Source organism: Nocardia sp. NPDC050412 (assembly GCF_044458825.1).
Lineage (GTDB): Bacteria > Actinomycetota > Actinomycetes > Mycobacteriales > Mycobacteriaceae > Nocardia.
On sequence record NZ_JBITIJ010000003.1, the window covers coordinates 79,297 to 99,459 of the forward strand.

The window sequence follows — 20,163 nt, forward strand, 5'->3', positions numbered from 1 at the left end:
CGGTCTCAGTCCTTGCCGAGCGCCCGCGCGAGCTGACGCTTGTTCATCTTCGAGCGGCCCTTGATATTGCGGTTTTTGGCCTCGTTGTACAGCTGGTCGCGGGTCGGGCCCTTCGGACCGCTGCGGCCCGAGCGCTGCCCACCGCGCTGCTGTGGCGACTTATCCTTTACCGAGGAACGGCTGGCGGTCTTCGACTGCCCGGATTGGGCGCGATTCTTATTGACCGTCCGCGCGGCGATTTCCTTCGCCCGCTTCTGGCTCTCGCCCCGGTCCTCTGCCGAGTCCTTGATGTGCTCGTACTGCCGTTCCTGCTTATTGCTCCATTCCTTTGGCATGTCACACCTCCTGCCAGCCGAGTACCCCGGCTCGCCGCGCGAAACCAGCACCGCGGCGTGGGCTCGATCGGCGGCGAGAGCAGCGTCGATATGCTGGCCGAATGAAGGTGGTCCCTGGCACGTTGGTGACCGTCGCCGATGATCTGGACGCGGTGACGACGGTCGGGCACGAGGACGATCCGGCCGATGCTGGGTTGACGAACGCGGATGTCGCGGCGCTGTGGACATCGGTGCGGGCGTGGTACCGGATGGGGACGACGCCCGCTATTCAGACCTGTCTGCGGCGCAACGGGAAGGTCGTGCTGAACCGAGCGATCGGGCACGGCTGGGGGAATGCGCCGAAAGACGGTCCGGATGCGGAGCAGATACTCGCGACGCCAGAGACGCTGTTCTGCGGGTTCTCCACCGCCAAGGGCGTATCGGCGACGCTGATGTTCATGCTGGTCGAACAGGGTGCGTTCGCGCTGAATGATCCGGTGTGCAAATACATTCCGGAATTCGCGGCACACGGCAAGGATGCGATCACCATCGGCGATGTGATGTCGCATTCGGCGGGTGTGCCGTTTATTACGCCGCCGTACAAGGGCGTCGAGTTGGTGCTCGACGAGGAGTTGGCCGTACAGGGGCTGGCCGATCTGGTGCCGAGTTGGCGGCCCGGTCGATTCCGTGTCTATCACGCGTTGACCGGCGGTTTGATCCAACGGCTGCTGGTGCAGCGGGCCACCGGGAAGCGGATGCGCGAACATCTCGCCGAACAGGTACTCGAACCATTGGGCTTCCGCTGGAACAACTTCGGGGTCCGTCCCGAGGATGTCGACAAGGTCGTGCCCAGCGTGAAGACCGGCCCGCCGCCGTCACGAATGTCGATACTTTTGGCGCGCAAGGCACTCGGCGGGCGGATGGACGGTGCGACCGCCAAGTCCGCGAATCGGGATTTCCTGACCGCCGAACTGCCGTCGGGCAATATCGTCACGACCGCCTACGAACTGTCTCGCTTCTACGAAATCCTCACCCGCGGCGGCGAACTCGACGGTGTTCGGATCATCGAGCCCGAAACCCTCCGCGAAGCGATCCGCCCCGCACCACGCCTACCAGGCCTGGCCGGACGCGTAAGCCGCGCTGGTTTCGAGCTGGGCGCTCGTCGCTCGAAGTTCGGGAGAAATACCCAGTCGCACTTCGGCCGCAGTGGCCTGACAACCCAATACGGCTGGGCCGACCCCACCCGCGGACTCGCCGGTGCGATCCTGACCAGCGGCAAGGCCACCACCGACACCCAGCGCCCCTGGGCCCTGGTCGCCCAGATCTCCAATACCATCGGCCAGCTTCCGCGCGCCGATCGGCTGTTCGACACCGACTGAATTACTCGCGGCGCAGCGCCTCGGCGAGGACTTGTGCCGCGTGCTGCGGTCGGGCTTGCGGTTGCAGGTGTTCGATTTGGGTACGGCAGCTGAAACCGTCTGCCAGGACCAGGGTTTCGGGGTCGCGGTTGCGGATGGCCGGCATCAGTTTGTCTTCCGCGCAGGCTACCGAGACGTCGTAGTGGCCGCGTTCGAAGCCGAAGTTTCCGGCCAGGCCGCAGCATCCGGCATCGAGTACTTCGACGTCGAGTCCGGTTGCGGTCAAAAGCCTCTGGTCGGCGTCATAGTGCAGGATCGCGTGCTGGTGGCAGTGTGGTTGGACCATGGCGTGGGCGTCGATGCGCGGGGGTTCCCAGTCGTCGGCCTGTTCGGTGAGGATTTCGCCGAGGGTGCGGACCTGATTCGCCAAGCGGTGGGCGTCTTCGTCACCGGCGAGTAGTTCGGTGAGATCGGAGCGGAAGACGGCGGCACAGCTGGGTTCGAGCACGACGATGGGGGTGCTCGAGCGCAATTGGGGTTCGAGCTGACGCAGCGTTCGGCGCAGTACTCGTTTCGCGGTGGGGAGTTGGCCGGTGGAAATCCAGGTCAGACCGCAACACACGGTGCGCCTTGGTATTTCGATTTCGAACCCGGCCGCCTCCAGTACCGTCACCGCGGCTTCGGCTATTTCGGGGGCGAAGTTGTTGGTGAAGGTGTCGGGCCACAGCAGCAGTCGGCCACGGTGGCCGCGCTCGTCCGGTGTGCGACGGGCGAACTTCTCGGTGAAGCGCTCCCGGGCGAAGCGCGGTAGGTCCCGGCGCGGGTCGACGCCGCCGAGACGTTTGAGCAGCCCACCCGGGCCCCGGCTCTGAGCCAGCGCGTTGGCCGGTGCGGACACGGCGGTGGCGAGCCGGGCCCACATCGGAATCCAGCCCATCGAGTAGTGCGCCATCGGCCGGACGCGGTGTTCATAGTGGTGGGAGAGGAATTCGGCCTTGTAGGTGGCCATATCGACATCGACCGGGCAGTCGCTGCGGCAGCCTTTGCAGGCCAGGCACAGGTCGAGGGCATCGCGCACCTCGGTGGAGCGCCAGCCATCGGTGATCACCTCGCCCTGGAGCATTTCGAACAGGAGTCGGGCGCGGCCGCGGGTGGAGTGTTCCTCCTCCCTGGTCGCCCGGTAACTCGGGCACATCACACCGCCCTCGTGACCGCGGCACTTGCCGACGCCGACACAGCGCGCGGCAGCCACGCTGAAGCGATGGTCATCCTCCGGGAAAGTGAAGTGGGTCACCGGATTCCACGGCCGATAGTCCGCGCCTTGGCGCAGGTCCTGATCCAGTGGTCGCGGGTGTACGACCTTGCCGGGATTCATCCGGTTGCGTGGATCGAAGAGATGTTTGACCGCGCCGAATGCCTCGACGACCCGATCGCCGAACATGATCGGCAGCAGTTCGCCGCGCGACTGACCGTCGCCGTGTTCACCGGACAGCGATCCGCCGTACCGCGTCACCAACTGGGCGCTCTGCTCGGCGAAGCTGCGGTACCTCGAAATGCCTTCCGCGCTACGGAGATCGAACGGTATGCGGGTGTGCACGCAGCCGTGGCCGAAGTGGCCGTACAGCGAGGACGACTGGTAATCGAAATCGTCGAGCAAACTTTCGAAGTCGCGCAGATAGTCACCGAGCCGGTTGGGCGGTACCGCGGCATCCTCCCAACCCTCATGGGTTTCCGGACTGTTGGGCGGATAGGCCGTGGCGCCCAGGCCTGCCTCCCTGGCCATCCAGATTTCCGCCTCTCGTGCGGGATCATCGATCATCGTCGAGGTCGCACCGGTTTTCATGGTCACTTCCTCGACCATCGCCTGGGCCCGTCGGTCGGCTTCGTCCTGGTCGGCACCCTCGAATTGCGCCATCAGCCAACCTTTTCCGTCCGGCAACTGTGCGATGGCACCTGCGGCCAGATGTTCGATATGTTCCAGATCGACCAGTCGGTGGTCGACACCTTCCAGCGCTGTCGGGTTGTGCTGCAATACGATCGGCACCGCATCGGCGGCATCGTAGATATCGGGGTAGCCGAGTACGGTCAGTGCCACCGCTTTCGGGCGTTGCACGAGTTGGATTTCGGCACGCAGCACCGTTACCAGCGTGGACTCGCTGCCGACGAGTAGTTTCGCGAGATCGAAGCCGTGCTCCGGCAGCAGGGAATCGAGGTTGTAGCCCGACACCCGGCGCGGAATATCGGGGTAGTGCGCGCGGATATCCGCCGCGTATTCATCGCGGATCCGCCGCAGGCCGTCGAGTAGTTCGGGAAACTCATCCGGGGAATCCGCGCCGACCCAACCCCGTAACCCGTCGTAGGTCAGGATTTCCAGCCGCCGCACCGAATCGACCATCTTCCCGTACGCCTGCGCGGTAGATCCGCAGGAGTTGTTGCCGATCATCCCGCCGATCGTGCAGCTGACATGCGTCGAAGGTTTCGGGCCGACCATCAGGTCGTACCGCGCCAACAGCGCATTCAGCGGGTCCAGTGCGATCCCTGGTTCCACGATCGCGGTGCGGGCCGCCGTGTCGACCGAGATCAGCCGATCGCAGTACTTGCTCCAATCCAGCACCACGGCCGCATTGCAGCATTGACCGGCCAGGCTGGTGCCGCCGCCGCGCGAGAGCACCGGCATATCGTGCTCGCGGCACACCGCGATCGCCGCGGCCGCATCGTCCGGTGTGTGCGGTAGCACCACGCCGAGCGGTACCGCGCGATAGTTCGAGGCATCGGTGGAGTACGTGGCTCTGGATCCGGGATCGAAACGTACTTCCCCGGAGACCTGCTCAGTGAGTTCGGCCGCGAGTCGCGTCAGCGGGAGATCAATCATTCGGCACCCCTCCTCTCGGCACAGTGCGGCTACCCACTTCGGCGCGCGGCACACCCTCTGATTGCCTGCCCATTCGCTGGGTATCACCCGTCTGACCAACCCGGATACCTACAGGAGATCCTCATGAAACAACAGGTTGGTGACTACGTCCTGCAACGACTACGGGAGTGGGGCGTTAACCAAGTCTTCGGATACCCCGGCGACGGCATCAACGGTCTGGTCGCCGCTTTCGGTCGCGCGGATAACAAACCGCAATTCGTGCAGGCCAGACACGAGGAAATGGCGGCGTTCCAAGCCACCGGTTACGCCAAGTTCAGTGGGAAGGTCGGCGTCTGCACGGCCACCTCGGGACCCGGCGCGATCCATTTGCTCAATGGCCTCTACGACGCCAAACTCGACCATGTCCCGGTCGTCGCGATCGTCGGTCAGACCGCGCGCAGCGCCATGGGCGGCAGCTATCAGCAGGAAGTCGATCTGCAGAGCCTGTTCAAGGATGTCGCCAGTGATTATCTGGTCGAGGTCAATGTCTCGAGCCAGTTGCCCAACGCGCTGGACCGGGCGTTTCGCACGGCGATGACCCGGCATTCGCCGACCGCCGTGATCATTCCCGCCGATCTGCAGGAAGAACCCTACGAACCGCCCGAACACGAGTTCAAGCAGGTGCCCTCCAGCCCACCACATGCGTTGACCGCGACGGTGGTCGCACCGTATCCCGAGATCGAACGCGCGGCCGAGATCATCGACGCCGGATCGAAGGTCGCGGTGCTCGTCGGTCAGGGCGCGCGCTCGGCCGCGCGCGAGGTGGTCGAACTCGCCGAAATCACCGGTGCGGGTGTGGCGAAGGCATTGCTCGGCAAGGATGTGCTGCCCGACGACCTGCCCTTTGTCACCGGGTCGATCGGGTTGCTCGGTACCAGGCCGAGCTATGAAATGATGCGCGACTGCGACACGCTGATCATCGTTGGGTCGAATTTCCCCTACACCCAGTTCATGCCGGAGTTCGGTCAGGCGCGCGCCGTGCAGATCGATATCGACGGCACCATGATCGGCATGCGCTATCCGACCGAAGTGAATCTGGTCGGTGATGCGAAAGCCACACTGGCCGAACTCGTTCCGCTGCTGCGCCGCAAGGAGGAGCGTTCCTGGCGGGAGAAGATCGAGCAGAATGTGTCCCGCTGGTGGGAGACAGTCGAGCGGCAGGCGATGTTGCAGGCCAAGCCGGTCAACCCGATGCGCGTGGTTTGGGAACTGTCGCAACAGCTTCCGGATAATGCGATCGTCACCGCGGACTCCGGCTCATCCACCAACTGGTACGCCCGCTGCCTGCGATTCCGCATCGGTACGCGCGGCTCGCTGTCGGGCACCCTGGCGACCATGGGACCCGGCGTGCCCTATGCCATCGGCGCCAAATTCGCGCATCCGGAACGGCCGGCGATCGCGTTGGTCGGTGACGGCGCCATGCAGATGAACGGAATGGCCGAACTGCTCACCATCGCACGCTATTACCGGCAGTGGAGTGATCCGCGGCTGATCATCTGTGTCTTCCACAATAACGATCTGAACCAGGTCACCTGGGAGCTGCGCGCCATGGGTGGCGCTCCGAAATTCGAAGAGTCACAGATACTTCCGGAGACTTCCTACGCGGATCTGGCGCGCTGTATGGGGCTGCCGTCGATCGCGATCGACGATCCGGAGAATCTCGCCGACGCGTGGCGGCAGGCGCTGAGCGCGGATCGTCCGGTACTGCTCGATGTGCGCTGCGATCCCGAGGTGCCGCCGATTCCACCGCATGCGACCTATGAGCAGATGAAGGACACCGCCGAGGCGGTGATGCGCGGCGATCCGGATGGTTGGCATCTGATGTGGCAGGGCACCAAGACCAAGTTGCAGGAATTCGTGCCGCATCGGAATTCGTCATCATGACTTTGCCATCGACCGAGGACGTCGTCGATCTGCTGATGGCACAACATAGGCAGATCAAAGGCTTACTCGCCCAACTGAAGTCCGGGCAGGGCGATAAGTCGGAGCTGTTCAAGGAACTGGTCCGGTTGCTCGCGGTGCACGAGAGCGCCGAAGCGGAGGCCGTGCACCCGGTCGCCGCCCGCGCCCGTTTCGGGGCGGACCAGATGGTCGGACAGCGCCGGCATGAGGAGAACCACGCCAAACGCGCGCTGGCCAACCTTTACGACCTCGGTGTCGACCATCCGGATTTCGATGCCGAGCTGGCCGAATTCGCCGAGGCGGTGATCGACCATGCCAGCCGCGAGGAGCACGAGGAATTCGCCCTATTGCGCCAACAGTTTTCGGCGCATCAATTGGAGCGGATGGCGGGTTCGGTGCGGGCCGCCGAAGCGGTCGCGCCGACCCGTCCGCATCCGAAGACCGGGGAATCCGCGCTGGCGAATCTGCTGGCCGGTCCGCCGTTGGCGATATTCGACCGGGCGCGTGATGCGGTGCGGGACTGGCATCGAGAAGACGACAAATGAGCGGGCGCATCGCAGCGGCGGCGGAAGTCCTCGGCTGGTGGGCGGTGCTGGTGTTGCTGTGGCTGGCGACGCTGACCACGTTCAGTCTCCAAGAGTTGCTCGCGGCCGTCGTGCTCGCATTACCCGCTGCTTGGGCGGGTCGTCTGGGACGTATCGCGGTGCAGGGCAATTGGCGACCGCCGGACAAGATTCCGCAGCTGTTGGCCGCGCTCCCCAGCGCGATCGTGCGCGATAGCTGGGCCGCCCTGTCGATCGCCGCGCATGGCAGGCCGGTCGGGAGGTTCGAGGAGAACGAACTCGACGCGGAAGCCGATGCGCGGCGGCGAGCGGGGCGGGCGGCACTGATCACCGGTGTGCTCTCGGCGACGCCCGGCTCGCTGGTCATCGATGCTGACGATGAGCTGCTGCTGCACGTATTCGCGACACCCGAGACTCGACTGCGACGGATGTTCGGGGGCTGATCGAAATGTCCACCGCGCCTTGGCTGGTCGCGTCGGGTGTGCTGCTGGTCGGTGGGATCGGGCCTGCGCTGTTGCTGTCCAGCAGGGGCACGGCGGCGCATCGGCTCGTCGGGCTGCAATTGGTCAGCTCGCTATTGATCGTGGTCTTGATATTGCTGAGTCTGGGACTCGGGAGACCGGACTATCTGATCGTGCCGTTGGTGGTGGTCTTGCTCTCCTTCGCGGGCACCCTGGTTTTCACGCGCCTGTTGGGGGTGCGTGATGACTAGTTTCTTCGTCGACGCACTGCTCGCAATCGGCACGCTGGTCGCGGTGGCCGCTTCGATGGCGGCGCTGCGGCCGCGTTCGGTCTATGCGCGACTGCACTATTCGTCGATTATCAGCGCGGTCGCCGGACCGTTCATCGCACTCGCGGTGCTTATCGCGGAGGGGCCGGGGCTGACCACGGCGATCGTCGTGGTGACCCTCCTGCTGCTGGCGCTCACCGCCCCGGTGCTGAGTGCCGCCATCGGCAGGCTCAATGCCCGCACCGACGGCCGGATCGAGGCCCCGCAATGAACGCCCTGATTGTGATCACGCTCGGACTGGTCGCGGTGGCGGGCACGGTCGTCGTATTCACCGACCAGCCGCAGCGCCAGGCAGTATCGCTGGCGGTGTTCGGTGCGCTGTTAACACCGGCATTTCTCGTGCTCGGTGCGCCGGATGTGGCGTTGTCACAGGTCGCGGTGGGTACCGCGGTGGTGCCGCTGATGGTGTTGCTCGCTGTGCGGGCCGTGGAGCGGAGACGACGGTCGTGAAGTACGGTGCGCGACTGGTGATCTTCCTCGTCGGTGGGGTCGGACTTGTCGTATTGCTCGGACTCGCGCTGTTCGGTATGCCCGGGTTCGGCGGTACCGATCATCCGTATCGCGACGCCGCGGTCCAGGCGTCGCTGCAGCAGCACAGCCCCAATGCGGTTTCCTCGGTCAATTTCGATCAGCGTGGCCTCGACACCTTCGGCGAGGAGGCCATCCTGGTGGCGGCGGTGCTCGGTGCGGCGACTCTACTGCGTCCGGAAGGGCCACGGCCGCAACGACAATCGGAGGACCTCGGTCGCATTATGCAGGCGACGCGATTTCTGGGCTATGCCTTGCTGCCGGTGACACTGATGATCGGTGCTGATGTGGTCGTGCACGGACATCTCACGCCGGGTGGCGGCTTCCAAGGCGGTGTGGTGCTGGCCACCGGCCTGCACTTGCTGTACGTGGCGGGCAATTACCGCGCGCTGCGGCGGCTGCGTCCGTTGGTTTGGTACGAGTTCGGCGAGGCTGTGGGCATGGGCACAGTGGTCGCCCTCGGGCTGGCCGGAATCCTCAGTGGCGCTGGATATCTGGCGAATATTCTGCCGCTCGGGCAATTCGGCCGCCTGCTGTCGGCCGGTACGCTGCCGCTGTTCAGCGTGGCGGTCGGGCTCGCGGTCGGCAGTGGTGTCGTCGTACTGCTCGCGCAGTTCCTCGACGAGTATCTGACTACGGAGAGGCAGGCGTCGCGATGACCGTATTTCCCTATGTGATCGCCGTTTGGCTCTTACTGATCGGCATTTACGGCGTGGTACGCAGCAGACATCTGGTGCATACCGTGGTGTGCGTATCCATCGGACAATCGGGAACCTATGTCCTGCTATTGGCCATCGGCTACCAAAAGGGCGCTTCGGCACCGATTTTCGGGTCCGCGAATCCGCCGGGCTCGCCGGTGGTCGACCCGGTGGTGCAGGCGATGGCGCTGACCGACATCGTCGTCTCCGCGACGGTTACCGCATTGCTGCTGGCGCTGGTCGTGCAGATCGCCAAGCGACACGGCACCGTCCAGCCCGACGAACTGCACGCGCTGCGTGGCTGATGGTCCCCCTCGATCAGGCGCTCCCGGCACTCGTGATCGCGCTGCCGGTCGCCGGTTCCTGCCTGCTGCTCGCTCTCGGGCGGGTATTGCCCAGGCTGCTGATCGATGTGATCGGCACCGGGACCGCGCTTGCCGGGACGATCCTGGCTGGATTGCTGCTGTATGAGACCGGCACCGGCACGGTGTCGTCCTGGTCCGGTGGGTGGAAGCCGCGACCTGGGCTGACCGTCGGCATCGTGTTGGTCGCCGATCGGCTCGGTGCCGCAATGGCTTTGCTGATCGCATTGCTCACCACGACCGCATTGCTGTTCGGCTGGCGCTACTTCGACAATCTGCATGCGCACTATCCGGCCCTGGTTCTGCTCTTTGCCACCGGTATGACCGGATTCGCGCTGACCGGTGATCTTTTCGACATGTTCGTATTCTTCGAGTTGATGGGCGTGGCGGCGTATGCGTTGACCGGACTGAAGATCGAGGAACCCGAATCTGTGCAGGCAGGGCTGAATTTCGGGGTGGTCAATTCGCTCGGCGCGTACCTGTGCCTGTTCGGAATCGGACTTTTGTATGCGCGGACCGGGCAACTCGGCCTGGCACAGTTGGGAATTGCGGTCGAGGCGCGGGCGGGTGATGCTCTTGTTTTGGCGGCATTCGTGCTGATTGCCACCGGATGGTTGGTCAAGGCGGCGGCGGTGCCATTCCATTTCTGGCTGGCCGATGCGCATGCTGTGGCACCGTCGCCGGTCTGTGTGCTGTTCTCCGGTGTGATGGCACCGTTGGGTGTTTATGGGCTGGCACGGGTGTATTGGACGGTGTTCGATACTGTGCTGCCCGCTCCTGGCGTGCGCCGAATGTTGTTGGTGCTGGGCATTTCTACCGCTGTGCTCGGTGCGGTGATGTGTGTGCTGCAACGGCATATCAAACGGCTGCTCGCGTATTCGACGATCGCGCATATCGGATTGTTCATTCTCGGACTCGCCGCACTGTCACCGCTTGGTGTCGCCGCATCGGCGCTGTACCTCGGGGGTCATGCTGCGGTCAAGGGTTCGCTGTTTCTGCTGACCGGTGTGTTGCTGTCGCGGTATCGCAGTGTGGACGAGTTCAGTTTGCATGGGCGGGCGCGTGGTCAGCGGACTATCGGTGTGCTGTTTGTGCTTTCGGCGTTGGTATTGGCAGGGTTGCCGCCGTTCGGTGCGGGGCTGGGCAAGGCGTTGCTCGAGGAATCCGATGGGTCGAATTTCCTGGTAGGGCTGGTGATCGTCGTTTCGGCGATAACCGGCGGGGCGGCGTTGCGTGCGGGGCTGCGGGTGTGTTTCGGTGTGGGTGAGGTGCCCGAGCACAAACTCGATCCCGAGGAGACCACCGGGGAACACGAGGTGCCCGATGTCGCCGCGCCGCGCAACCGGACGCCGATCACGATGCTGGGTGCGGTGCTGGTTTTGTTGCTCGTCGCGCTAATACTGGGTCTGCCAACGGGATTCACAACCGCTATCGGTCCCGCCGCCGCGACGTTCGTTGATCCCGAGGCTTACCGGGCGGCGGCGCTGCTCGGTAATACGACCGCCCATCCCGGCGGAGTTCCGCAGATCGAATGGAGCGGAGCAGGCTTGGCGCTCGGTCTGTTGTCGACTGTCCTGGCCGTGCTGATAGCACTTGTCGCGCTGCATTTCGGCACGTTGCGCGCTCGCGGAAAGCCGCCGATTCGTCCGGTCACCGTGGCCGCGACCGCATTACACCGACTGCACAGCGGGCATGTGGGGGACTACGCCGCCTGGCTTGTCTTCGGCGCGGCAGTGGTCGCCGGACTGGTTGCCACCGGCTGGCTGTAATGGGCCTGGTAGCCAGCAGCTGTCCGGGAGACCGGCGCGCTCGGTGGAAACGAACGGCGGCCCGCGGGAACCAGCGGCGCTCCGTGAAAACCAGTCGACTCGGTGGAACCAGCGGCTGTCCGTGAAAGCGGGAAACCTAAGGCGAGGTGGCACCGGCGCGGTCAGCTTTCGCCAGCGTCGGGCAGTAGACGCGGAAGGACCGTCGAGCCCGCGGTTGCCGCGGCGGCGGAGGTGGTGGCGATGGTCCAGCCGACGGGACCCAGTGGCGTGCAACCGAAATAGGCCGACACCCCCGGAACCATGACCACCGCGCCGAGAACCAGGCCGCTGGCAGCGGTCGTGACCCAGACCAGGGGACTGCGGTGGCCGGAGAGCAGTGTCTGCCCGAGTTGGGTACCGATGAGCGCCACCAGTCCGATGGTGGCCGCGCGGCGCTGGGTTCCGGTGTAGCGGCCGACGGTCCACGCTGTGCAGGCACCCGCCGCAGTGGCTATGCCGCGCACCGCGATCGTGCGGGCGAGATCGGGACCCAGACTGGCAGGCGGGATTTCGGCCAATTGCCGCGCCCGTTGCTCGGCACCGTGCTCGGCATCACGCGGGTCCGGGCTGTCGCGATCCGGTGAAAGGGCAAGGGCCAGTGCGGGAAACATATCGGTGAGCATGTTCACCAGCAGGAATTGCCTAGTACCCAGCGGTGCCCGCCCGCCGACCACGGTGCCGTAGATGGTGAATGCGATCTCCCCGGCATTGCCGCCGACCAACACGCCCACCGCGTCGGTAATGCGTTGCCACATGCCGCGTCCCTCTACCAGCGCGTGCAGCAGGGCGAGTGGATTCGGATCGGTGAGCACCAGATCCGCGGCATTACGGGCGGCCGCGGAGCCCCTTGCGGCCAAACCAATTCCGATGTCCGCGCTGCGGATGGCGGCGGCATCATTGCTGCCGTCGCCGGTCATGCCGACCACATGACCATTGCGGCGCAAGGCGGCCACGATGCGGACCTTCTGCTCCGGACCGACCCTGGCGAAGACGGTGCTGCGTTCGATGAGTTCGGCCTGCTCGGTATCGTCGAGCCGATCCAGATCGGCACCGGTGGTGACGGTATCCACGGCAATGCCGAGTTGGCGGGCCACCGCCGCCGCCGTGACCGGATGGTCGCCGGTGATCATGCGCACGCCGATTTCATTGTCCTGCAAGGCCGTTACCAGTGGCAACGTCTGCGGGCGCGGGGTGTCCGCGATGCCGAGGAAGCCGAGGAGGGTGAGTTCGTCGACGGCGCGTTCGACATCATCGGGTTGGTCGGCGAGGTCGCGGCGGGCGACGACGAGGACGCGCAGGCCTTGTTCGGCGAGGTCATCGATGACTTCCCGCGCGCGCTTGCGCACGTTGTCCGAGAATGGTTCCGCGGTAGGAGCTTTGGTGCAGCGGGGGAGTACCACCTCCGGTGCACCCTTGACGATCAGGCGCAATTTTCGTGTCGTCTGGCCGAGCACCGCGGCGTAGCCACGATTGGATTCGAACGGGATCTCCTCGATCGGATCCCACCGGTGCGCGTCGTCGCCGAGGCTTTCGGCGGCATCCAGGACCGCGCGGTCGGTGGCGTGCAGCACCGGACCGTCATCCGGATCCGGGCAGGCACGGGCGGCGGCGCGTAGCAGTCGGCGCGCATCATCGGATTCGTCATCGGGTGACCACTGGTTGTCCAGGTCGGCCAGCATGGTGAGCCGCAGCCGTCCTTCGGTGAGGGTGCCGGTCTTATCGAAGCACAGGGTGTCGACGCGGCCGAGCGCCTCGACGGTGCGGCTGGCGCGGACCAGCACGCCGTAGCGCGACAGTCGACGCGCGGCCGCCAGCTGCGCCACCGTGGCGACCAGGGGCAATCCCTCCGGCACTGCGGCCACCGCGACCGCGACGCCGTCGGAGATCGCATTGCGCAGCATCCGGCCGCGCAGTCCGCCCAGCGCGGTGACCAGCGCCCCACCCGAAAGGGTGAGTGGTAGTGCGCGATTGGTGAGCTGCCGCAGCTGGGCCTGCACGCCGCCCTTATCCGGCGGCACCGCGCCCGCGGTCGCGCGTCCGGCCTGGGTATCGGCGCCCACGGCAACTACGACGGCCAGTCCCCTTCCGTTCACGACGGTGCTGCCCGCGAAGATCATGCAGGCGCGTTCGCCGAGGGCCGCGCTGGGTGTGGCGGCGAGATTCTTCTCGACCGTCACCGATTCGCCGGTCAGACCGGATTCGTCCATTTCCAGTTCGTCCACGCGCAGCAGTCGCGCATCGGCGGGAACCACATCGCCCGCGTGGACGACCAAGACATCGCCGATGGCGAGAGCGTCTGCGGGCACGGATTCTTCGTTCTGTTCGGCCTCGTCGATCGCCGCGCGGTCGATCAGGCGGCCGGTGAGTTGTTCGCCTTCGAGCAGGTCTTGCAATTCGCTTTCAGCGCGCTGGCGCTGAGCGGCCGATATCACCGCATTCACCGTCAGCACGGAGGCGAGAAGTATGGCGTCGGACGGCTCGCCGAGTATGGCGGTGGCGACGGCTCCGACGCTGAGGATCGGCGTCAGCGGGTCATCCAGCTCGTGGCGCAGATGGCGGGCGAAGGACGTCATCGGTGCGAGAGTTTTGGTGATCAGGCTCTGTTCGGCTCGGGCCGGGATCGCCCGCTCGTCGAGGGCCGGGGGCTGCGGTAGGCGTGCGAGCACTTCATTGGGTTCCAGTGCGTGCCAAGGCAATAGGGGTGCAATAGTGGTGGGTGGTGCGGATGTGGCCGCTCGAATGCCGTTGCGCGCCCCGGTCATCAGCGCAGTCAGCTGTGCGGCGACCATCGGTGTTGTTCGAGCCTTCCTGGTCGGGGTGACAGCGAGCAGCAGGCCGCCGAGCGCGCACGCCGACAGAGCCAGGGTGCGCCCGCGTTCACTGACCTGCCGCGCGGGCGCGACTGCCGCGAGCACGCGCTGCACCTGGTCGAGATCCCGGCAGATGGCATCGGCGGCCCACGGTGGTTCGCAGTGATGGGCCCTGAACAATCCGAGTGCCAGGTCGGCTCGGGCCAACGCTTTGTGGGCGCAGGGGCTCAGCATCGCCACCACCTGGCCGTCCTGCTGCAGCCGCTCGACCTGCTTGCTCATCGACGTCGTCGCGGAAACGAATTCATCAGCGAGCGAACGTAATTCGTTCGCATCCTCATGTGCGACGAGCACCACCCGCAACCCAGCCCGCCGCGCAGCGGTCAACACATCGTGCGCACTCGGATCGAGCTCCCGACCGAGCAGCACACGTCCCACCGTGCGGTCACCGGCACGCAATTCGCGCCAGACCGGCCGGATGGTGGCCCCGCGATCACGAGCCCCGCTCTTCGGATGCACCAGTCGCAGTGCCGCGTGCTCTGACGCGGTCGCCTCGTCGCCGTCGGTTGCGGCTGCCTTGTAGTCCACGATGGCGGCTTGCTTGCTGCCATTCGTCGCGGCTTTCTTGTTGCCCGCGGTTGCGGCGTGCTTATCGCCCTGGAGTGCGCTCTCCTCGCTATCCCCCGATGCGGCCTGTCCGTTGCCTTCGTTGGTAGCCCCCTCCTCACCCTTCGTAGTGGCGCCCCAGCTCTCTGTCGGGGTCTGCTCATCTGAGGACCACAGCAATCGCTGCGCTGCGCTCCAGACCTTCCCCATCGACCATTCGTCATCGGCCGACTCGACATCGAGCACCAGTCGACGTGACGTGAGCAGCGCTTCGCCGTCGATCACCAGCGTGGTGAGCCGGTCCAAGCGCCGCCACGCACCCCGGTGCAATGTCAGTACTCCCGCACGCGCGAGGGCCATGTTCACGCTGGCGGCGTAGGCCTCGCGGCAGGCTCGTGCGGCCTTCGGTGCGCCGAGTCCGAGGGCGTCGGCGGCATCGCCGAGGCGGCCGAGGCCGACGAATGCGGCGGTGCCGACGAGCGATCCGGCTGCGGTTTCGTCGGCGACGCGCTCGATCGGGCCGCCCGGTATGTCGGTGGGGCGGGTGTAGGGCGGTAGGGGCTCGGTTACGTCGGGTTGTTCGCGGCACACCATTTCGGACTCCCAGTTGCGCCACTCCAAACGCTGGGCGATGGCCTCGCCGAGTAGAAAGGTGCGCTGGGCAGTGTCGGCAAGCAGACTCGAAATTCCGTCGGCGGCGTCTTCGCCGAATGCGGTTCCGATCGCGGTGACAATCGTCAGGGCCATATCGGCGCGGGAACGGCCGAATCGCGATTCGAGCATTCCCCGCAGTCGAGGTTGGGTGTCGACGAAGGTGGCCGCCGCTCGCACCGCGCGCGCCGGACCACCGAACGGTAGCCGTGCGCCGACCGTGGACACCGCAATGGCGAATACCTCGCTCGCCACTTGAATTCCCGCCGCCAGCAACGGTTCCCGGTCCTCCGGATATTCGACGCTGCGACTCCAGTCCACTTCGGCGACATTATTATCGGCCTCGATCCCCTCGATGGCCTCGAGCAGTTCTGGCAGCGCGGTCGCGCCGTCGCGCAGCGTGGCGACCACCCGACCGGTCACCGCATTCACCTGTGACCACCGCACACCGCGTAACTTGCCGAGCCGCTCGTCCAATATCCGTGCCAGCGCCGCGCCACGCTCGGAGCTGAGCCCACGCACTTCGATCGTCGCATTGTTGTCACGCAGGGCCACCCGACGGTTGGCCCGACGCTCATGCGGATCGACCAGATCCAGCAGGTCCTCGCCCAGCGGGCTCTCCGGTGTGGAAGCCAATTCGTCGACTCCGGCGGCGGTCGTGTCGATGACCGATGTCGCGGCATCGGCCACAGCTTCGGCCGCATGCAACGGTGCCTCGACGAGTTGTACGCCCAGTCCGACGGCTGTCGAAACCCCGGTGCGCACCGCACCGGTTATCGCCGCCGTCGGCGCCTCGATCCACCACGGGGCCAAACCATCACGCCTACCCATACTCGGCAACTACCCGGCGTCACTGGATGCAAACGGGCATCGAAAGTGCCTGTCGGCTGGGAGTTCAGCCAATCCGCCAGGGCGCTCACCGGCACCGGATTGACCCTCTCGCCAGCGGGTATGCGACATACATGCCGACCTTCGGAAACTGAAGGTCCAAGTGATATGCGGGGCTGCCCGGCACCGTCGATGAGGACGAGGCCCGCAACGGCGCGGACTGCGCACGGTTAGCCACGCGAGGATCGCCAACACCGGAAAGTGTCAGGTGATGAGGCAGGTAACAGCGCTATTTGCGCGGGGGTCCGAGGGGGGTGGAGCCGCACTCGACCAGGTCGCGGTGCTAACCGGCACGGCGATCGCCATCGCGGCCGTGCTGGTCGTGGTCGGGTATCTGCACCGCACCCGCCGCATCACCTGGCTACAAACTGCCGCCGATCGGCTCGGGCGGCTGAGTAACCGGCCGGGTTGGGTCGCGCTGCCGCTCGCGCTGTTCATCGCCACCATTCTCACCGCGCTATTCGGCTTCATCTGGGATGTGAGCCTGCATATCGGTAAGGGCCGCGACGAGGGCCCGCTAGCGAATCCGGCGCACTACTTCATCATGATCGGCCTGTTCTTCCTGTTCATGGCCGGAATGCTGGCCATCATCCTGCCGCTGGACCAGAAACCGGGTCCGGCCGCCATTCGGATCACCCGTGACTGGTACGCGCCGGTCGGCGGCGTACTGATGGCGGGGGCCGGCCTGTACGCCCTTATCGGCTTCCCACTCGATGACATCTGGCACCGACTGTTCGGCCAGGACGTCACCCTGTGGGGTCCGACGCATCTGATGCTGATCGGCGGTGCCGGATTGTCGCTGGTCGCCGTGCTGCTGCTGGAATTCGAAGGCCGCCTGGACCGCCCCGATCCGGATCGCACCGACGGACCACTGCTGTGGCTGATCCGCACCTTCGCCTTCGGCGGTCTGCTGATCGGCCTGTCGGTGTATCAGGTCGAATTCGATTTCGGTGTCGAACAATTCCGTCTGGTTTTCCAGCCGATGCTGATCGCGGCCGCGAGTACGATCGCACTGATTTCGGCGCGCTACACGCTCGGGCGCGGCGGTGCATTGGCGGCGGTGGTATTCGCGATCTTCGTCCGCACCGTTTTGGCGGTCTTGGTCGGTCCGCTGCTCGCTGCGCCGCACAACGTATTTCCGCTGTATCTCGGTATCGCGCTGATCGTGGAACTGATGGCGCTGCTGCCCATGTCCAGACCTGTATGGTGGGGTGCGCTGACCGGACTGGTCGCGGCCACTATTGGGCTCTGGCTCGAATCGCTATGGGTGGCGGGGGTGTTCGTGGATTCCTGGCCGAGCGGTATGTGGCCGGAGCTATTGCTCATGGCGCTGCCCGTGGGTGTCGCGGGCGGTGCGGTCGGCGTCCTGCTCGGCATGGTCCTGCGGGGTGAAGAGCTTCCGCGCATCGTGATTCGCCGTGGCATCGTGATAGCCGCGGTGCTGATCACTGCGGCTGCCACGGCGAATGGCCTACGCGTCGATGTTCCTGAAAATGCCTCCGCGACAGTCCAATTGCGTGATGCCGCAGCGGCATACGCCGGTCGGATGGTCAACGCCGATATCACGTTGGCACCGAAGGACCTGGTCGGTGCTGATCCCGAGTGGGTGCAGATTCTGGCCTGGCAGGGTGGCATCGGGTCCTCGAGCCCTGGTCGCGGACTGGTGATCGATCAGCTGCGCAGGGTCGGCCAGGGACATTATGTCAGTACGAAACCGGTTCCGGCATACGGTAATTGGAAGACAATCCTGCGGCTGCACGACGGCCGAATGCTCACCGCACTGCCGATCTACATGCCTCATGACCGCGGCATCGATGCCGCCGAAGTCCCGGCACTGGACCAGTTCACGCGCTCCTTCGTCCCCGAAATCACTGTGCTCCAACGTGAGCGCTCATTCGATCGCCCCTCCTGGCTGATCGACGCGGCATCGACAGTCGTACTCATCTGCTCGCTGATCCTCATCTGGGCGCTGTCCTGGGGTGCGGCTCGGATCAACCTCGCCTACCGACGCGAGGTGCGCGCCGAGTCGGCGACCGCCGTCGCGCCAGGACGGCGATGACTATCCGCTGAACGTGTCCGAACGAGCGGTATGAATCGGGGCCGCCGTCTCCTCTGGGCTGCAGCGGTCGGATTTCTGATGCTGGGGTACCAGGATCGCCCGGCGTGCTTCGGTCCGGGCGGATTCGCCGCGAGCGGACGCGGCCTCCGAATCCCGCATCCGCATGACCGTGACGCGAATGGAACTCTGACGATCTGCCAATTTGACATTCAGAAACGAGAATTACGTTCTACTCTGAAGTAGAGTCGGACTCTCGCCGTTGGGTCGGGCCCGGCGATCCTGCATCTCCCGACGGTGCGGCGGAGTGAATCCGCCGGTTCCACGTCACGGGCAATTGGAGCTTCAACTATGCGCACAGTCCCTCCCGATCTGGTCGAACGATACGAACGTGCGGGATGGTGGACCCGCCACAGCATCGGGGAACTTCTGGCCGGCGGACTCACCGCCGCACCGGACACCCGATTCGAGGTGTATTCGGAGGTTCGGCCGTGGTCGGGAACCTTCGGCGAGGTCGAATCGGTCGCCCGGCGGTTGGCGGCCGGGCTGCGCGCCCGGGGGGTCGGGTCCGGCGATGTGGTGGTTTTCCAGCTGCCCAACTGGATGGAGGCCGCCGCCGCATTCTGGGCGGCGGAGTTTCTCGGGGCGGTGGTGGTTCCCATCGTGCACATCTACGGTCGTAAGGAGGTCGGATACATCCTCGACCAGGTGCGGCCGCGGGTGTTCATCACGGCCCAGCGGTTCGGCAAGCTCGACTACGACCCCGCGGTGGCCGCGGACGTTCCCATTGTCGGTGTGGTGGACGGCGATTGTCCCGGCACCGATTTCGGCACTCTGCTCGCCGACGCGCCGTTCGTGGGGGTCGCGGAGGTGGACCCGGCAGGTCCGGCGTTGATCGCGTTCACCTCCGGCACCACCAGCGCGCCCAAGGGTGTCGTGCACAGCCACCGCACCCTCGGGTGCGAAGCCCGCCAGCTCGCTGCGCGTCGCCCGGACGACTTCTACCCGCAGGTGACCGCCGCTCCGGTCGGTCACTTCATCGGCATGCTCAATGCGTTTCTCGTTCCGGTTCTGGACGGTAAGCCGGTCGATCTTGTCGACGTGTGGAATCCCGATCTGATCCTCGACCTGATGACGACCCGCGGCATCAGCGTCACCGGCGGCGTCCCCTACTACTTGACCAGCCTGCTCGACCACGAGAAGTTCACCCCCGCGCACCTGCGGCTGCTGAAGTACGCCGGTCTGGGTGGGGCGCCCGTGCCGGCCGCCGTCGCCGAGCGGCTCTCCGCGCTCGATATCAAGGTCGCGCGGTCCTACGGCAGTACCGAGCACCCGTCCATCACCGCGTCCGAGTACTTCGTCCCGCAGAGCAAGCGGCTGTACACCGATGGTGACCCTGAGCCGGGCGTGGAGATACGTCTCGCCGACGACGGTGAAATCCTCAGTCGCGGACCGGATCTGTGCTTGGGCTACACCGACGACGCCCTTACCTCGGCCAAGTTCGACGCCGACGGCTGGTTCCACACCGGCGATGTCGGCACGCTCGACGCCGACGGCTACCTCACCATTACCGACCGCACCACCGACCTGATCATTCGCGGTGGCGAGAACATCAGCGCCCTCGAGGTCGAGGACATCCTCATCACCATGCCCGGCGTCGCCGAGGCCGCCGCCGTGGCCGCTCCCGACGATCGCCTGGGCGAACACGTCGCCGCCGTGCTCCGGCTGCATTCCGGCGCGGTCGCGCCGACTCTCGAGGACCTGCGCGCTCACTTCGCCGATGCGGGACTCGCCAAACAGAAATGGCCGGAGCAGATCCTCATCGTCGCCGACTTTCCCCGCACCGCCAGCGGCAAGGTGCGCAAGTACCTCGTTCGCCAGCGCCTGCGGGACCTGTGAATTCGCCGATTCAGCCCGT

General features: G+C 65.6%; 15 protein-coding genes. 12 read left to right on the forward strand and 3 right to left on the reverse strand.

What is annotated here, in order from left to right:
• Positions 1 to 5: 5 nt before the first annotated feature.
• Entirely contained in the window at positions 6 to 335 is a 330-nt protein-coding gene (locus ACIBI6_RS08280) for a plasmid stabilization protein (protein ID WP_364350450.1), read from the reverse strand.
• A 101-nt stretch (positions 336 to 436) separates the two neighbouring features.
• Between ACIBI6_RS08280 and ACIBI6_RS08285 the strand changes: the two genes are divergently transcribed.
• Positions 437 to 1,693, forward strand: a complete 1,257-nt coding sequence (locus tag ACIBI6_RS08285; protein ID WP_396955644.1) for a serine hydrolase domain-containing protein — start codon at positions 437 to 439, stop codon at positions 1,691 to 1,693.
• A gap of 1 nt (position 1,694) precedes the next feature.
• Here ACIBI6_RS08285 and ACIBI6_RS08290 read toward each other — a convergent pair whose 3' ends face one another.
• Positions 1,695 to 4,544: an FAD-binding and (Fe-S)-binding domain-containing protein gene (locus ACIBI6_RS08290; RefSeq protein ID WP_396955645.1), complete on the reverse strand. Its 2,850-nt coding sequence runs from the start codon at positions 4,542 to 4,544 to the stop codon at positions 1,695 to 1,697.
• A 123-nt stretch (positions 4,545 to 4,667) separates the two neighbouring features.
• Between ACIBI6_RS08290 and ACIBI6_RS08295 the strand changes: the two genes are divergently transcribed.
• Genes ACIBI6_RS08295 through ACIBI6_RS08335 form a run of 9 tightly spaced genes read left to right on the forward strand, consistent with a single transcriptional unit; the run spans position 4,668 to position 11,195 of the window.
• Positions 4,668 to 6,467, forward strand: coding sequence for a thiamine pyrophosphate-requiring protein (locus tag ACIBI6_RS08295; protein ID WP_364350441.1), 1,800 nt, complete (start codon positions 4,668 to 4,670; stop codon positions 6,465 to 6,467).
• Complete coding sequence (locus ACIBI6_RS08300) at positions 6,464 to 7,030, forward strand: hemerythrin domain-containing protein (protein WP_364350438.1); 567 nt, start codon at positions 6,464 to 6,466, stop codon at positions 7,028 to 7,030. The genes ACIBI6_RS08295 and ACIBI6_RS08300 overlap by 4 nt, the downstream gene beginning before the upstream one ends.
• Complete coding sequence (locus ACIBI6_RS08305) at positions 7,027 to 7,491, forward strand: Na+/H+ antiporter subunit E (RefSeq protein ID WP_364350435.1); 465 nt, start codon at positions 7,027 to 7,029, stop codon at positions 7,489 to 7,491. Before ACIBI6_RS08300 ends, ACIBI6_RS08305 begins: the two co-directional genes overlap by 4 nt.
• A gap of 5 nt (positions 7,492 to 7,496) precedes the next feature.
• Positions 7,497 to 7,760, forward strand: coding sequence for a monovalent cation/H+ antiporter complex subunit F (locus ACIBI6_RS08310; protein ID WP_364350432.1), 264 nt, complete (start codon positions 7,497 to 7,499; stop codon positions 7,758 to 7,760).
• Positions 7,753 to 8,049, forward strand: coding sequence for a monovalent cation/H(+) antiporter subunit G (locus tag ACIBI6_RS08315; protein ID WP_364350429.1), 297 nt, complete (start codon positions 7,753 to 7,755; stop codon positions 8,047 to 8,049). The genes ACIBI6_RS08310 and ACIBI6_RS08315 overlap by 8 nt, the downstream gene beginning before the upstream one ends.
• Positions 8,046 to 8,288 carry a hydrogenase subunit MbhD domain-containing protein gene (locus ACIBI6_RS08320; protein ID WP_364350426.1) on the forward strand — a complete coding sequence of 81 codons (243 nt, stop codon included), beginning with the start codon at positions 8,046 to 8,048 and terminating at the stop codon, positions 8,286 to 8,288. Before ACIBI6_RS08315 ends, ACIBI6_RS08320 begins: the two co-directional genes overlap by 4 nt.
• Positions 8,285 to 9,025, forward strand: a complete 741-nt coding sequence (locus tag ACIBI6_RS08325) for an MnhB domain-containing protein (protein WP_396955646.1) — start codon at positions 8,285 to 8,287, stop codon at positions 9,023 to 9,025. The genes ACIBI6_RS08320 and ACIBI6_RS08325 overlap by 4 nt, the downstream gene beginning before the upstream one ends.
• Positions 9,022 to 9,369 carry a cation:proton antiporter subunit C gene (locus tag ACIBI6_RS08330; protein WP_364350420.1) on the forward strand — a complete coding sequence of 116 codons (348 nt, stop codon included), beginning with the start codon at positions 9,022 to 9,024 and terminating at the stop codon, positions 9,367 to 9,369. The genes ACIBI6_RS08325 and ACIBI6_RS08330 overlap by 4 nt, the downstream gene beginning before the upstream one ends.
• Entirely contained in the window at positions 9,369 to 11,195 is a 1,827-nt protein-coding gene (locus ACIBI6_RS08335) for a complex I subunit 5 family protein (protein ID WP_364350417.1), read from the forward strand. The genes ACIBI6_RS08330 and ACIBI6_RS08335 overlap by 1 nt, the downstream gene beginning before the upstream one ends.
• Positions 11,196 to 11,356: 161 nt before the next feature.
• Here the strand turns inward: ACIBI6_RS08335 and ACIBI6_RS08340 are convergent, their stop codons facing one another.
• Positions 11,357 to 16,132: an HAD-IC family P-type ATPase gene (locus tag ACIBI6_RS08340; RefSeq protein ID WP_396955647.1), complete on the reverse strand. Its 4,776-nt coding sequence runs from the start codon at positions 16,130 to 16,132 to the stop codon at positions 11,357 to 11,359.
• Between the two features lie 268 nt (positions 16,133 to 16,400).
• On the opposite strand from ACIBI6_RS08340, the gene ACIBI6_RS08345 reads away from it, so the two are divergent.
• A complete protein-coding gene (locus tag ACIBI6_RS08345; RefSeq protein WP_396955648.1) occupies positions 16,401 to 18,248 on the forward strand; it encodes a hypothetical protein in 1,848 nt (615 codons plus the stop codon).
• A 348-nt stretch (positions 18,249 to 18,596) separates the two neighbouring features.
• Positions 18,597 to 20,144, forward strand: coding sequence for an AMP-binding protein (locus tag ACIBI6_RS08350; protein ID WP_396955649.1), 1,548 nt, complete (start codon positions 18,597 to 18,599; stop codon positions 20,142 to 20,144).
• Positions 20,145 to 20,163: the final 19 nt, after the last annotated feature.

What these genes read in the sequence shown, in the direction of transcription:
- ACIBI6_RS08280 (WP_364350450.1), bottom strand. Translation starts at nt 335, where the DNA reads ATGCCAAAGGAATGGAGCAATAAGCAGGAACGGCAGTACGAGCACATC.
- ACIBI6_RS08285 (WP_396955644.1), top strand. Translation starts at nt 437, where the DNA reads ATGAAGGTGGTCCCTGGCACGTTGGTGACCGTCGCCGATGATCTGGAC.
- ACIBI6_RS08290 (WP_396955645.1), bottom strand. Translation starts at nt 4,544, where the DNA reads ATGATTGATCTCCCGCTGACGCGACTCGCGGCCGAACTCACTGAGCAG.
- ACIBI6_RS08295 (WP_364350441.1), top strand. Translation starts at nt 4,668, where the DNA reads ATGAAACAACAGGTTGGTGACTACGTCCTGCAACGACTACGGGAGTGG.
- ACIBI6_RS08300 (WP_364350438.1), top strand. Translation starts at nt 6,464, where the DNA reads ATGACTTTGCCATCGACCGAGGACGTCGTCGATCTGCTGATGGCACAA.
- ACIBI6_RS08305 (WP_364350435.1), top strand. Translation starts at nt 7,027, where the DNA reads ATGAGCGGGCGCATCGCAGCGGCGGCGGAAGTCCTCGGCTGGTGGGCG.
- ACIBI6_RS08310 (WP_364350432.1), top strand. Translation starts at nt 7,497, where the DNA reads ATGTCCACCGCGCCTTGGCTGGTCGCGTCGGGTGTGCTGCTGGTCGGT.
- ACIBI6_RS08315 (WP_364350429.1), top strand. Translation starts at nt 7,753, where the DNA reads ATGACTAGTTTCTTCGTCGACGCACTGCTCGCAATCGGCACGCTGGTC.
- ACIBI6_RS08320 (WP_364350426.1), top strand. Translation starts at nt 8,046, where the DNA reads ATGAACGCCCTGATTGTGATCACGCTCGGACTGGTCGCGGTGGCGGGC.
- ACIBI6_RS08330 (WP_364350420.1), top strand. Translation starts at nt 9,022, where the DNA reads ATGACCGTATTTCCCTATGTGATCGCCGTTTGGCTCTTACTGATCGGC.
- ACIBI6_RS08335 (WP_364350417.1), top strand. Translation starts at nt 9,369, where the DNA reads ATGGTCCCCCTCGATCAGGCGCTCCCGGCACTCGTGATCGCGCTGCCG.
- ACIBI6_RS08340 (WP_396955647.1), bottom strand. Translation starts at nt 16,132, where the DNA reads ATGGGTAGGCGTGATGGTTTGGCCCCGTGGTGGATCGAGGCGCCGACG.
- ACIBI6_RS08345 (WP_396955648.1), top strand. Translation starts at nt 16,401, where the DNA reads ATGAGGCAGGTAACAGCGCTATTTGCGCGGGGGTCCGAGGGGGGTGGA.
- ACIBI6_RS08350 (WP_396955649.1), top strand. Translation starts at nt 18,597, where the DNA reads ATGCGCACAGTCCCTCCCGATCTGGTCGAACGATACGAACGTGCGGGA.